6 protein-coding genes and 6 pseudogenes are annotated in these 13,514 nt (G+C 59.6%); 5 read left to right on the plus strand and 7 right to left on the minus strand.

Annotation, left to right across the window (positions count from 1 at the left end):
- Positions 1–662, minus strand: a pseudogene (locus NKH91_RS31880) (S1C family serine protease); the annotation flags it as partial.
- A gap of 474 nt (positions 663–1,136) precedes the next feature.
- Between NKH91_RS31880 and NKH91_RS31885 the strand changes: the two are divergent.
- Complete coding sequence (locus NKH91_RS31885) at positions 1,137–1,943, plus strand: hypothetical protein (RefSeq protein ID WP_352483899.1); 807 nt, start codon at positions 1,137–1,139, stop codon at positions 1,941–1,943.
- 115 nt (positions 1,944–2,058) lie between these two features.
- Here NKH91_RS31885 and NKH91_RS31890 read toward each other — a convergent pair whose 3' ends face one another.
- Positions 2,059–3,165 carry a helix-turn-helix transcriptional regulator gene (locus NKH91_RS31890; RefSeq protein WP_352483898.1) on the minus strand — a complete coding sequence of 369 codons (1,107 nt, stop codon included), beginning with the start codon at positions 3,163–3,165 and terminating at the stop codon, positions 2,059–2,061.
- A gap of 1,865 nt (positions 3,166–5,030) precedes the next feature.
- Between NKH91_RS31890 and NKH91_RS31895 the strand changes: the two are divergent.
- Positions 5,031–5,605 (plus strand): annotated as a pseudogene (locus NKH91_RS31895) (transposase); the annotation flags it as partial.
- A gap of 349 nt (positions 5,606–5,954) precedes the next feature.
- Here NKH91_RS31895 and tnpC read toward each other — a convergent pair.
- The 4 genes and pseudogenes from tnpC to NKH91_RS31915 form a co-directional block, all read right to left on the minus strand.
- Positions 5,955–7,481 (minus strand): annotated as a pseudogene (tnpC, locus tag NKH91_RS31900) (IS66 family transposase).
- Between the two features lie 69 nt (positions 7,482–7,550).
- Positions 7,551–7,907 (minus strand): IS66 family insertion sequence element accessory protein TnpB, encoded by a 357-nt coding sequence (gene tnpB / locus NKH91_RS31905; protein WP_352885585.1) that lies wholly within the window; start codon positions 7,905–7,907, stop codon positions 7,551–7,553.
- Complete coding sequence (gene tnpA / locus NKH91_RS31910; RefSeq protein WP_352483896.1) at positions 7,904–8,350, minus strand: IS66-like element accessory protein TnpA; 447 nt, start codon at positions 8,348–8,350, stop codon at positions 7,904–7,906. Before tnpA ends, tnpB begins: the two co-directional genes overlap by 4 nt.
- A gap of 76 nt (positions 8,351–8,426) precedes the next feature.
- A pseudogene (locus tag NKH91_RS31915) lies at positions 8,427–8,853 on the minus strand (response regulator transcription factor); the annotation flags it as partial.
- 1,061 nt (positions 8,854–9,914) lie between these two features.
- Here NKH91_RS31915 and NKH91_RS31920 point away from each other — a divergent pair.
- Both NKH91_RS31920 and NKH91_RS31925 read left to right on the plus strand, forming a co-directional pair.
- Positions 9,915–10,451, plus strand: a complete 537-nt coding sequence (locus NKH91_RS31920; RefSeq protein ID WP_352483895.1) for a DUF3624 family protein — start codon at positions 9,915–9,917, stop codon at positions 10,449–10,451.
- Between the two features lie 596 nt (positions 10,452–11,047).
- Complete coding sequence (locus tag NKH91_RS31925; RefSeq protein ID WP_352549524.1) at positions 11,048–11,245, plus strand: hypothetical protein; 198 nt, start codon at positions 11,048–11,050, stop codon at positions 11,243–11,245.
- Positions 11,246–11,335: 90 nt separating this feature from the next.
- Here NKH91_RS31925 and NKH91_RS31930 read toward each other — a convergent pair.
- Positions 11,336–12,872, minus strand: a pseudogene (locus NKH91_RS31930) (adenylate/guanylate cyclase domain-containing protein); the annotation flags it as partial.
- A 195-nt stretch (positions 12,873–13,067) separates the two neighbouring features.
- Here NKH91_RS31930 and NKH91_RS31935 point away from each other — a divergent pair.
- Positions 13,068–13,190 (plus strand): annotated as a pseudogene (locus NKH91_RS31935) (tyrosine-type recombinase/integrase); the annotation flags it as partial.
- Positions 13,191–13,514: the final 324 nt, after the last annotated feature.

The following is a 13,514-nucleotide window of genomic DNA, read 5'->3' on the forward strand; positions in this document are numbered from 1 at the left end:
CCAAGCGGCCAAAGCCAGGAACGCCTGGGCCTTGACGAAGCCGCGACCTCCATCCCCAGGGACAAACTGGCGGCCTCGGGTGCAACGCGTCGCGGTGGAGTTTGGCCGGCCATCTTGAACCCTCCGACTACAGCCCACACCTGACCTGGTACCCCGGGCGATATGCCGCTCGGAAGGTATCGGTCTATCGTCTTCTCGCTGTGCCGCGCGAACCCCGCGCAAGAGGAGCTGGCTTCCTCCGGCAACATCCCCCAATTCGTGAGGGCAGGGTCCTGGCCGACGGCGAAGATGGAGTTTTCGTCCGCCACCTTGAACATAGCTCGGACGGTCTCGCCGATTTCCTGGTCGGCTTGCGCCGGACGAAGGGCCGCAATCCGCTCGGCCAAGTTCGACTCGACCCGGGACCGCATTCCTTCGTCGAACCGCTTCGGCTCCTGGTCGAAGCTGCCATACCACGCAACAACGACCAGACGGGCACAGCCCTTCCGTTCCTTGACGATCGGCTCGGGCAACAGCCTCGACGCATTTTCCCCGCACAGTTCGTCAATGCGGGCAAAAGTCGTTTCGCAGTCACGCCACAGGGGAGTCTCCGCAACAGCCAATACGTCGCCGGTGCGTGCCTGTGTTGAACGAATGAAGTGGGCGTTGCCCCCCCCAGCCATAGTCTGTTCCCCTGCCACACGTATTGACCGTTAACCATGCGGCATCCCGGCCAGGATATTCGACGGAAAGGAAACGCTATGTCAACGAGCCCTCAAGTAGATTTCTTCACACTTGCTTTAACCGGAACGGGATCGCACTCAGATTTCCTTGCTTAGTCGCAGCTGGGTCTATTTTGGCTCCGATTTTGCCTTGCGGCATCCCCCATTTGGGGCTGGAAAAGTAAACGCTGGAGGACTACTGTGCGCGCCGCGCCAACTTGTCGGACGCCGTGGGGACCGCCGGGGCAAAAGAAAAGAGGGGTAACCTGAAAAACTGCGGTCAGCCATGAGGTTCTGGCCGTTCTAGGGCGCCAGAGCGCCATAGCCCGAACGGGCGGCCGCTTTTATGCGCCGTGATCTTATCGTTATTGACATCAAGACACAGAGTTCTCGCCTACTCAGGTCGAGATCACCAGAGATACAGCGGGGGGAAACATGTTTGCGAGCCTTTTTCGCTGCGGATTCCTCGGGCGCCTGCTTGTAGCGGTCGGCGCGTCTTCGACAGCTCTCGTTATCTTGGCTGGAATTCAACTGGCGAGCGCCCAGGCCACGGCAGAACTCTTCGACTATCCAGTGACTGCCCTGGACGGGACCGTAAGCGCGAAGGTCGTCGCGCCCTTGCAAGCATGCCGTTCCCTTTGCTCCTCGCGCTCGGGCTGTGTCGGCTTTGACCACTCGTCCGAAGGCAGCATCTGTCGGCTTTTCTCAATCGTGGGCTCAGCCCACCAAAGCTTGGTGTCGACGGCAGCTGCGCGAAACCTGATCGCCGGATATCGTCCTCCCTCAAATCCTCCTGTGGCTCCCGCTGCCACTCCCGCCGTCCAGCCGAAGCGAGCTGTTGCGCACCCGGAGCCGCCGGACGTCAGCGGCCGCAAGATCACTTATCGTACAATTCCCGGAGACCCGCGCCCGATCGGCTGGGTCTATATCAATGTTTGCAGCGGAGCCCCGGTCGACGCGGAGTCGTTGCGCAGGTCGATCAACGATTATGTTTTCGAGTCGTTGCGGCTCATTCCCGGCAGGATTGAACAGTTCGACAGGGACACCACGCCGCAATGCACGCTAGTGCCCAAGGCCATCGGTTATTCCGCGACGAATGCCGGTGATCGGAGAATCGGAGCGGCGTTGGAGGAATTGGGTTCGACCCTTCGTCCTTTGGGAATCGGAACACGACCAGACGGCATGTTGCCGATGCAAGGCTCGGACCGCTATCGCATCGACATATGGCTTAGTCATCAGTAAAAGGCGGCGCGCGCGGAGCTCTCGACCCGTTTGGGTCACCTGCCTGGCGATAAGCCATTTTGTGCGAACGCAACTGTCGCCTTCGATCAATCCCAAATGGCGCCCGTGTGGGTGCTCATAATGTCGAGATGCTGTTCAATCTGGCAAGTAAGGCGACCAACTCCGCCTGCCGATGAGTCTCAGTTTTCATGAATATGGCTTTGAGCTGGTTCCTCGCGGTTTCGAAGGAGATTCCCAAATGTTCCGCTACGGTCTTCAATCCGTCGCCCGATGAGATCCGGCAGGCCAGCCTTGCCTCGGCTGAGGTCAGCCCAAAACAGGTCCGCACCGCAAACTCGGGCGGTCGAATATAAATATCGGGATCAATGAAGACTATGACAGCCTGACAGGACCCAAAGGCGTTCGAGGTAATTTTTCGAAGGCGCAACGGATAGGCCAGCACGGGTCTGCCATACCGTCGAGGCAATGAGATTGGCGGCATCATTGCTGCCGGGTGCGGATTACGCAATAGAGCGTGTAAGGCGCGGTCGAGGGCATCCGTGGCGTTTCTGTCGAACGAAGCCAGATGGCGGCCAATGAGCAGAAGATCTTGACCAAACATTTTGCCGGCAGGTTCATTGACCAGAATCACTGCCGCGTTCCGATCAAGCATTACTGCGGGCGTGGCGCTTGCGCTAAAAGCATCCATTGCACCTTCGGCCCGTGCGTGGCCGAGCATCCGAGCCAAGGCTGCCGCGGGACCTAATAGTTTTGAGAGCTCGGCAAGGCGCTGCATCTCGGAAGGCGAAAATGGCCCTTGCTGGATCGACCGCTGAATTGATAGGCACCACAAGTCATCGCCAGCTGCAACCTTTACGCCCGCAAACCATCGTAAACCGAAGGGGGTTAGAAATTCCTGATAATACGGCCGCTTGGCCATGTCCTCAGGCGTCAGAACGTCAAGTTCGCTGACAACCCCTCGGCGCACCATCAGCGGCACTAAGTCATAGCGGTCGTCGCGGTCAATCCAGCCATCCCGGACGTATGCTTCGAAAGATGGGCTCATTTTGCGACTGCGCGGGATGCTGGGCAAATGGCTCCTCATATCGAAGAGCATCGCTCCAAAGCTTCCCGTGGCCTCAGCAGCAACGTCCATCGCCGCATCCCACCGCGACGGCTCGACCGCGGCTTCAGCCATCGCGTTGGCCACTCTATCCAGATCGAAAGCTGCACCCATGTCCATTCCGCTATCGCACGAGGGCTTCGAGCTATATTGGCAGATTTGAAATTTCAGTGACATCCCGACTGGAGCTACACAAATCTCTGGCTGCGGCGCGCAGTATCAACTGTATCATGCCGTCTTTGTGATCAATATCAACCGGAGAGGAATTTGTTCCATCTCTATTCTCATGGCGCACTCTATTCTCATGGCGCACGATTCGATCGGCACCCGACACAACATGCTTGTGAAGGCTGAGTGCAGCTGCGGCAACGTCCGCTACTGCCGTTCCGCCTGATGATGGTATATGGCGGCGGCGATCCGCAAAATACGAATTCGATTGCAGCCGCTGCAGCCCCACCGTGAGGACCACGCTCTTCGAAGTCCACCGGAGCACCTGCGGAAGCGGCTTATGATCCACAAGCCGATGAAGGTCGACGGGAAGGTCCATTGCGTCACCGAGTGGTTCCGGGCATGAAGACCGCCTCAACGTTCTCGGCTTGCCCGGAAAGCTACAAAAGTTGAGCTGGCTACCCCCAAGTCCTATTGAGCGCTCTCTGCTATGCACTGTCCATTAGACATATGCTCGCCTGATGGGCAATCTGGGCTGTTTTGGAAGACCGGCGCTGGTCGCTGCGGTGGCGGCGGACGATAAGGGGCAGGTCGACGGTAAACAGGTGCCCGCCGAGGTTGGGAAAGCGTCTGGTTCATCAACGGCACAAATGCGTTCGTGGTTGAATTAATTTGGGCTGTGGTGCAACCAGATGCGCAAGTCAGTCCGACTAGTATAGGAATGATAATCGTACGCACGATAGTTCCTCCCCTCGGTTATTGCTCGTCCCCTTTGTATTAAAATCCCCGCCAACTTGGTTTATAGGTCGTGAGCCATGCTCACCGCCATGCTCGCATATTCTGCTCCTGTTACACGGGTCTTCACCACCTGCGGAATAGTGCCCCAGACATCCCCCGGCCCACAAAAGTGCCGATGCGGCAACCGTTCAAACTAGCGCGGCCCACGGTGGGCTTCATCCATCGATTGGATGACGCGGGTTAGGATGTCGATGCTTTCGAACTGGTTCCTGCCGCATGCGGGAGTGCCGAATTCAAGGGGGTGAGCGAAAACGGGCTCCTGATACCATTCTCGCCCCTGAACAGCCCGACAATTGGCAAACTCCGCGGTAACAAACTGCAATAGAACCAGGCACGTACTCTTAAAGACGGGTTAGATCGTGCCGATCGACCGCCACGCGACGCCACGCCGCCACCGAGACGAGAGAGGTGCGGGCGCCGAAGGTAGTTTCTCAGCAGAATCACAGGCCAGATCTTCCCCGCACTGGCGCAAGTCCTGCTGGGCCTCGATTTGGCACAATTCTCGAAAAATATTGGTAATCTTTGAGGTTTTCCAAACCTCCAATTGCCATTTGCGAAAGCTGCGTGGCTTACCCAATAGTGCAGCGACATATCACAATACTGCTTTCGGGGATCTTGGCTTGTAGCCAGCCTGTCGATTAGAAAGCCGTCGGGGGCTGCAGTCGTCAGAACCTTTGCGACACTTGCCCGGGCCCAATTCACCGGGGTGCCGCGGTGGCGCTTTGGGCGGTGCAGGCACCCTCTTGCCGGCACCAACTTTGTTCCAATATCCTTGCGGCGGCGCCGCTGCCACACGTCGGCTCCCCTTCATTTGATCAGCCAGGTTGTTTCGGGCATGTCTTCGCAGTCGATATGGCCAGGCCAGCCACTAGCACGTAAGGTCAAGCCTGGCATGTTTTGCCGTACCCGCAGTCGTGCTAGGGATACGCTTCCATCATCAAGGCGGCTGCAGATCGGCCGCAGCTGTTTGGCGCTATCGACGAGGACCCCCGGAACACGGCCGAAGACTGATTGCCAGACGCGGTGCGTTCGAGCAGGCGGTGATCCAAGCAGTGGCGGACGATCCGTTGTCAGCCGAGTTAATGGGCACCATACTGTCGGCACGCGCAGTGCTATGGCGAGAGTATTGCCGGCTGCACGATCTCGTCCGTGAAAATGGGCGCGCGCAGCGAACCTTGCCTGCGCTTCATGGCCATCCGCGCAGTCGGCCCGGTGGCGGCGCTTTCGTTCATGACGGAGACCCACGATCCATCGCGCTTCCGCCGTTCGCGCGACCTCGCGGCCTGCTTCGGGCTGACTTCGCCGCGCTCGCTGGCAGTCGGGCACCTCGAGTTCAGGGCCGCATCTCGAAGGCCGGCGACGCGAACATGCGTCGCGTGCTCTACGAAGCGACGTCGAGACTGATGACCCGCTCGAGGGCAAGGACAAGGTCAAGATCTGGAACCGGGAGATCGCCAAACGCTCCTGCATGTCAGCCAGGGCGACGCCGCGCAGCGCGCGCATGTCAAGGACCGCAAGCTTCTGGGAGCGCATCGATGAGTGTGCGACGGCGGATCAAACGCATGGCGCCCGCACGCTGACGGACGCCATCTGAACAACGAGATCCGTGGGCCGGATTAGGACCTGATGCAAACCAGGAACAACGGACCGCACATTATCCTGCCTGCGGCCGCGTCGACGATGAGACGGCCGACCTTGCTCGACAGCCCGTGACGATGCTCCGTCAGTCCGATTGAAAAGCGCGCGACGACGATTCGAGTGCTGCGAAACTATCCCGTCGCGGAGCGCCGAAGACTGCGCGGCGCACCGGAACTCGACGCCCAAAGGTGGAATCGTAGCAAGAGAATTGAGGCGTATATTATCGTAGCCGATAGCAGGAACGACGATGCGCACAAAGTATCGCCAAAACACCTAAAACGAGCACACAACCGTAAGCGGTGTTCTCAGGCCACGGCCTTTAGCTCGGCCGCCCGGATGTAGGCCCAAGGCAGCAGGTCGTCGATCCGGTTGTTGGGATGGCCGTCGAGGATCCTGGTGAGGACGTTGGCGAGATAGCCGAGCGGCTCGACACTGTTGAGTTTCGTTTCGATCAGCGACGCAATGACGGCCCAATGCTCGGCGCCGCCGTCCGAGCCAGCGAAGAGCGCGTTCTTGCGGTTGAGCGCGATCGGGCGGATTGAGCGCTCGACGGTGTTGCTGTCGATCTCGATGCGGCCGTCGTCAAGGAAGCGCGAGAGGCCTTCCCAGCGCGAGAGCGTATAGCGGATCGCCTCGGCGAGCTTCGTCTTCTGACTGATCAGGCCGAGCTTTTCACGCAGCCAGGGTCGAGATCGGCGATAATAGCGTGGCTATTTTCCTGACGCATCGCACGGCGTTCATCGGCCGATCGGCCGCGGATATCGTCCTCTATTCTGTATAGCTCGGCGATCCGTCTCAGCGCCTCGCCGGCGATCGGCGCCGGTCCGGACACGGCCAATTCATAGAACCGCCGGCGAACGTGCGCCCAGCAGAAGGCGAGCGTCACAACGCTCTTGTCGGCCAGCACACGATAGCCGCCATAGCCGTCGACCTGCAGGATTCCAGTGAAGCCTGCGAGATGAGCGATCGGACGCTCGGCCTTCCGGTCGGGTGCATAGACATAGGCGACGCCCGGCGGGTCGCTCCCCTCCCATGGTCGGTCATCGCGGGCATAGGCCCAGAGCTGCCCAGTCTTGGTCTTGCCGCGGCCGCGATCGAGCACCTCGCCGTGGTCTCGTCAGCAAAGAGCTTCGGCGACGCCTTCAGACTGCCAAGCAGCCGCTCATGCACCGGACGCAGATGCCAGGCGGCGCGGCCGACCCAGTCGGCGAGCGTGGAGCGATCGAGAGCGATACCCTGCCGGGCGTAGATCTGCGCCTGACGATAGAGCGGCAGATGATCGGCATATTTTGAGACCAGGACCTGGGCGACCGTTGCCTCAGTCGGAAGGCCGCCCTCGATCAGCCGGGCGGATGCGGGAGCTTGGATCACCACGTCCTCGCAGGCACGGCAGGCATATTGGGGCCGCCGCACGACGATCACACGCAGCTGCGCCGGCACGATATCGAGCCGCTCGCTCACGTCCTCGCCGATGCGATGCAGACCATTGCGGCAGCACGGGCAGGCTTGATCCTCGATGTCGACGACCATCTCCACGCGCGGCAGATGGGGTGGCAGCGCGCCCCGGTTCGCTCGGCGCTTTGCGACACGCGCCTGACGTTCGCCAGGAGCGGTCTGTGCCTGCTCTTCCTCACCGGCGGCCTCGATCTGCTCGGCTTCCTCAAGCCCCAGGAGCAGCTGGTCTTCCGGCAGCGTCTCGGCACGACGGCCGAAGCGGTGACGCTGCAATTCCTTGATGATCTGGTGAAGGCGGGCTTCTCGACGTCGCGCGCCAGGACTATCGCCTTCAGCGCGTCCGGATCGTCGGGAAGCTGGTCAGCAGTCATCGTCATGACCGGATCAGATCATATTCGCCGACAGCCCGCGACAGCGGAATCCAGACTGATTCACTTCGTCGCGGGTCAGCCCGCCTGAACCGGAACGCGGGTCCGGCGCGCCTCGTGGACCCGCCGCCAGTCGAGACCTTCGAGCAGCGCCGATAGTTGCGCGGCCGTCAGCCGCATCATGCCGTCATGCACTTTCGGCCAGCGGAACTCGCCGTCCTCCAGACGCTTGCCATAGAGGCAGACTCCGGTGCCATCCCAGAAGATCAGCTTGATCCGGTCCGTCCGCTTCGCCCGGAAGACGTAAACGGCCCCGCTAAACGGATCGGCTCCCATCGTCTCTCGCACCAGCGCCGCCAATCCTTCCACCCCCTTGCGGAAGTCGACTGGCTTCGTCGCCACCATGACCTTGACCGCACCCGTTGGCCCGATCACGTCGTTGCCTTCAGCGCGCGGATTACAGCAGCCACCGTCTTGGTATCGGCGCCACGACCAACGCGCATGGCGACACCGTCGATCTCAAGCTCGATCACGCCGGCGTCGCGGACCGTCTTCTGCTTCCGTGATCGTCCTGGGCGCTGCGCCACCGGTTCCGGCAAGGACGCCGCAACCACCGCAGGAACGAACAGAGATTCTGATGCCGTCGCATCTGCCGAGGGCTGACGCGCAGCTCGGCGCCAGGCAAACAGTTGCTGTGGGGAAAGCGCATATCGGCGAGCTACAGCACAAACCGTCTCACCAGCCTCGTAGCTCTCCGCAACGATCCGCGCCTTCTCCTCTGGAGGCCACTCGCGTCGCCGGCCGGAGCCCGTGAACACCTCGAACCGGCGCACCGGCTCCAAATCGTTCGATTTAAGCGTAAGCTCTGAAATCGTCATATGTCGAAGCCCTCAAAGGCTCCGAACATCGTCCTTCACGCCGATCCCCGAAAGGTGCGGTCGGAACATCGCTTACGCTGATGTGGACCTCGATCGCGTTGCTCTCCACCTCGGCGTCGAAGTCGTAGAGCTTTTCCTCGAGCTGGGCTTTGGAGAGCAGTTGGCCAGGCCGCGTCAGGAAGGCCTCCAGCAGTGCCCATTCGCGGACAGTCAGCTGAACGGCCTTGCCGTCCCGACGCACGCTCCGGCGGGCAATGTCTATGTGGGAGCGAACGAAGACGGATGATGGGGTTTGGATTGCCCGAATATCGGCGCGCGACCGAGCCGATGCGCGCCGACAGCTCGTCGAGATCGAACGGCTTGACCATGTAGTCGTCGGCCCCCGCGGTCAGCCCGTCGTCTGACACCTGGTCGAGCGCTGTCAGGATGATGATTGGGGTGACATCCCCGGCCGCCCTCAGGGCGCGAAGGAACACGATCCCCCTTCCATCGGGAAGCAAAAGAGGGCTTTGCACTGTTCATGATGTCGCTCTTCGGGGTCGACCCACGGATTTTTGTCCAGAACATTCCCGATAAATCCGCTATCGTCGATGAGGCTTACCTGGGGAGGGGCGTTTCGGGTTAAGGCTCTTAGGCTGTGCGGGGCACTGCTGAATGCGGTGGCGATCTTTAGTGCTGCTGCCCAAGAGCAGCTTCCGCAAACGCCGTGCTAATCGTTCGAAAATCGAAGGATGCGCCAATCGCTGTTCCCGCGTAACAGAGCTCGACAAGTCTTCATATTTAAACTTCTCGCCAGAACAAAAGTGGCAATAGTTTTACTTGGTGCGCAGACGTTGACGACACCACTTGGCACACGTTTCCATGTCCCACAATACGCTCTTTGATGACGGTTGCGAGTCCGATGATTAAGGGACTTGCTCATAACCCAAACGGGTCAGGCGTGGTCGTTGCTGAGCGGCTAATATCTTGCGTCACGAGATTTCGGACTCATCGCCAAGATGAACCAAATCCAAGGAGGAGGTAGGATGGGTTCGATCGTGGGTAGCAGGTTTCCTGGTAACACCGCCCCGGCAGTCAAAGCAGGGGGGCGGAACAGGGCAGTGGTACGACATTATGATGAGATTGTGGCAGGAGCGCTTGGGCGACGGAGAGCAAGAGGACCGACATGAAATGGCGGCTTTTCAATTGGGCTATAGCTTTGAACTGTGTGTTGAGTCCGGCATTCTTGCCATCCGCGACGTTAGCCCAACAGAGCGGAACTCAGCATGCGACCAGCGTTGCGACGCTTGGATCAATTCCTTGGCAAAATCCACGCAGTGCTTGGGGCCGGCGTTTGACTTTAACTGTGTCTGACAGCCGGTGGTATCCCCCCGGTTGCCGAAACAAGAGAAGTTTTGCGGCCTGCGCGTATGAACATAAGGGCTGCGATCTCACTGGACAGGCGTGCGCAGCAATATGCTCTGGCTTGTGCGACGACCCTTAAACGCATCAGAAACATGCCATGAGCAATCCGTGAGTGAATTTGGCACATCTAAATAAACATCAGCTGCTGGGAGTAGATGCAATGAGCGAACAACAATTGCAGGCTGGACACTGGTCCGTCAAGTTTCTCTACGATATAGGAAGATGTCCAAATTGCATGCGTCAGTCATTCCTCGCATCCTGCATTGGTTGGTTAGCCGTTGGGATTACCTATGGATCGGGGTTCGTTACAAGTGCTGGCCCGATCTTGCACTGTTCCGTCGCGCTTGCGTTGCTCTTGTCAGGTCTTTGGCTGCTGCACCTAGTTGTATATGCCATTCGCTACTCCCTGCGGCAAACGAAGTTGCAGTCCCCTTCAGTGAACGCTGGCGAGTATTCCCCTCTTCGGAGGTCTTTCATCGCAAATTTCTCGACTGCCTTCGCGAGCCTGGCGATTATGACCACTTTGCCGAGGATAAAGGAGTTGGAGACGCCCAAAAAGGGTAGGGGTACGCAACTGGCGATGAATTGCTACGATGGCCAATGCGGCCAAGGCACTTTCTGTTGCCAATGGGGGGACAGCTCATGGTGCTGCCAGGACGGCACATCGTGTGACAGTAGTAACCACGCATGTTTTTAATTCGTGCGGAACGGAAGGTGGACGGGGAATGCGGTCATGATTTCATACCGCAGCTCTGGTGAACCTGGGAGGACAAGATGCGAAGCTTTCTTTTTGGCCGTCTTGGCAATTGCCACATTTGCATCAGGCAGGCGTTTTTAGCTGCCGCAGCCCTTTGGGCGTTTGTATTAATTGCGATATCGTTAGGACAGACAAGCGCGGCAATCTACTTGGCGGCGGCATCATTTATGCTGACTTTCCTGTGGGCCGGACATATGATCGCATTTCTGTTTCGCATTCGGCTCCCGCGCAATGAACAGTTCGACGTTAGTCGACGCTCTAGTTTTGTGTTGATGGGGAGAGGTTTGTCCGCAGCGGCAATTATTTCCTTTTTCCCACACCAGGCCCGAGCCCAATCGTATGGGGGATGTGGCAACGACGACTGCGACCCATGTTTCCGACCATTTTGGGGATCAGATGGAGGCGGTCGAGTTTGTTGGCGTTGCCATAGCTGTGGCAACGACTGTGGCGGGCAGACCTGCTAGTCCCTATGATTGCTGGGCCTGGGGTGAAGCCGGCTGGCCGGCGCAGAGCCTCATGCATAGGAGACGGGCCACATGGAACATATCAGATTTGTCGGTTTGGATATTCACAAGCAACGGATTTCGGTCGCGGTGGCGGAGAGCGGACGCTCCGGCACGGTGGAATATCTCAGCGAGATTACCAGCGAGCCTGATGCCATCAGCAAGCTGTGCGACCGTCTCGGGCGTTCCGGCAAGCAATTTGACGAGGGTTTGCATCGAAGTGGCCGATGAGCCTGTCAAGTTCATCCTGGGTCGTTGAGGCGTGCCCGTGACTTCCGCGCGCAAGGCCGGACGCGCCGCAACTGCCTCATCGCTTGGGCGCACCGTGGTGAGGGCACGCAATACGACTGGTAGCTCCTCCTGGATGTCCGGCGGGAGAGCGTCTACGACTTCGTCAGCGCGGCGCGCGATCGCCCCTTCCAAGCCGCCAAGTGCCTGATACGCAGCAAAGGTGAGGATCCGGCGCTCTCGCCCCGCATCGTACAGCGTCGAGCACAAATTCGAGAAGGGGCAAAGATCTAGGATCAGCAGCTGCTGCCTCCTGCAGGACATCATCCAGCCGGCCCCGTTCGGCTGTCTCCTCGTAGCGCAGCCTGGCGGTGCGTGCCGGCTCGCGGATGATCTGGGCGATCTCAGCGCCGGTCGGCGGCAGGAGTTCATAGCTGCCGAGGCCATCCTTGAGTGCCCAGAAACCGGGGACCTCGCCGCAACGATGAAAGAAATCCGATCGGATCGTCGCGATCACCCAGACCAGTCCGCTGCTGGCGAGTGCCGCGAGGAGCCGTACTAGCACTTCGCGCGATGCCGGCTCCGTCGTGAACAGCTCCTCCATCTGATCGATCGCCACTACCAATCGCACTTGTGAGGAGGCTGAACCTGCGACGGCCGCCGCTTTGGCGTGAGCCTGGCGGACGAGCGCCAGAGCTCGATCAGGCGAACTCCAACAGAGTTGAGCCAGCGCTGCCGGTTCGCAAGCCAGCTCCGGCAGGGCGCCTTCGCGAAGCAGCCCAGCGGCCAGCGAGGCGACCGCATCAGGGGCGTCGGAAGGGCGGATTAGGCAGCGGCGCCAAACCTTGATGCCAGCCGCTGCACCGGTTCGAGTGATGGAAGGCAGCAGCCCTGCTCGAAGGAGAGAAGACTTGCCGGAACCGCTCATACCATAGATGAGCAGGAATGCCTTGCCGTTGGCGGCCTGCTGCTCCAGGCGTTCGATGCAGGCAGCAGTCGCCCGAGCTCGGCCAAAGAAGAGGTCGGCGTTTTCGAACTCGAAGGGGTTGGGACCCCGAAAAGGCGACGTGACCTGCTCCTCTGAAGCGAGAGGCACGCGGTACGCGTGCACAGGCCGGGCGATGTTCTTCATCCTTTGTTCGCCAAGATCGACGAATTCGAGCGAGAGCCGATCGCGGGCCTGCGTGTACACCGCTTCCGAAATGCATATTCCACCTGGAGGTGACAGCGCCTCCAGACGGGCGGCGACGTTCACACCGTCGCCCATGAGATTGTCGCCCTCTACGACAACATCGCCGAGATTGATGCCGATGCGAAAGCGCAGGCGGCTCGACTCGGGCAGCTCAGCATTTTGTCTGCCGACTTGGAACTGGATTTCAGTGGCGCATCGAAGCGCCTCGACGGGGCTTGCGAACTCGGCGATGACGCTGTCCCCAGCGCTCCCGAACACCCGTCCCTGATGTTCCTCTATCAGTCGGTCAATGATCTGACGATGCGTCCGCAGGGTGGCAAGTGTCCCTTCCTCGTCTCTGCCAATCAGCCGGCTGTAGCCAACTGCGTCGGCAGCAAGGATGGTAGCCATTCTACGGTGAACGCGATCCAGGTCATACCTCCCGCCATCTCGGAGCATCCTAACGGAAATGGCGCCCTGTGGGGAGAGGCACCGAATTGGCCTCAAGGGAGCTCTGGCTTACCAACTTCCTTGCCGCATTTGCCGCAGCGCCGCTGACGCATGTGGTCGACTAGCACTCGTCCGTCCCATAGGCGCTCGACTTCGAGCCGGCTGCGTCCGTTTCTGGTGTGCAAAGTGTGGCCGCAATAGCCGCGTTCGGTCAGTCCGCGTGCAGTTCAGATCCTGCTCGGCCACACCAAGATCGAGAATACAGTGCGGTATCTCGGTGTAGATGTAGAAGATGCCTTAGAGCTAGCCGAGGCGACCGAGGTATGACCAAAAGCGGCTCCCACGATCCCGGTGGGGCCGCGAACTGAAATGCGCCTCATGTCGGTCGTTGAGCAGACCATAGCCCTAATCTCAAAAGCGGCCTTCGAGCGAACAGGCGAGATGACACGTTTGCGCCTCAATTCGAGCCGTTCACGGGCTCTTGTCGAAGACCCCGGAAGCCGCCACCTTCATAAGTTAGTTCCGAGTGACTGTGCCATTGCCTCAAAGGGGACGCTAGACTAAGACTAGAGTCTTTCACGTTTTGACGGAAGCGTAGCCGGCGTTTGCGAAGTAGTTGTTGCATTCGGTTGCCTCGATCGTTTCAACGAG

It is taken from the genome of Mesorhizobium sp. M0894 (assembly GCF_040319725.1).
In the GTDB taxonomy this organism is placed as follows: Bacteria; Pseudomonadota; Alphaproteobacteria; order Rhizobiales; family Rhizobiaceae; genus Mesorhizobium.

Coding starts and splice junctions, on each gene's coding strand:
- NKH91_RS31885 (WP_352483899.1), top strand. CDS start 1,137: ATGTTTGCGAGCCTTTTTCGCTGCGGATTCCTCGGGCGCCTGCTTGTA.
- NKH91_RS31890 (WP_352483898.1), bottom strand. CDS start 3,165: ATGGACATGGGTGCAGCTTTCGATCTGGATAGAGTGGCCAACGCGATG.
- tnpA (WP_352483896.1), bottom strand. CDS start 8,350: ATGACGATTTCAGAGCTTACGCTTAAATCGAACGATTTGGAGCCGGTG.
- NKH91_RS31920 (WP_352483895.1), top strand. CDS start 9,915: ATGAGCGAACAACAATTGCAGGCTGGACACTGGTCCGTCAAGTTTCTC.
- NKH91_RS31925 (WP_352549524.1), top strand. CDS start 11,048: ATGGAACATATCAGATTTGTCGGTTTGGATATTCACAAGCAACGGATT.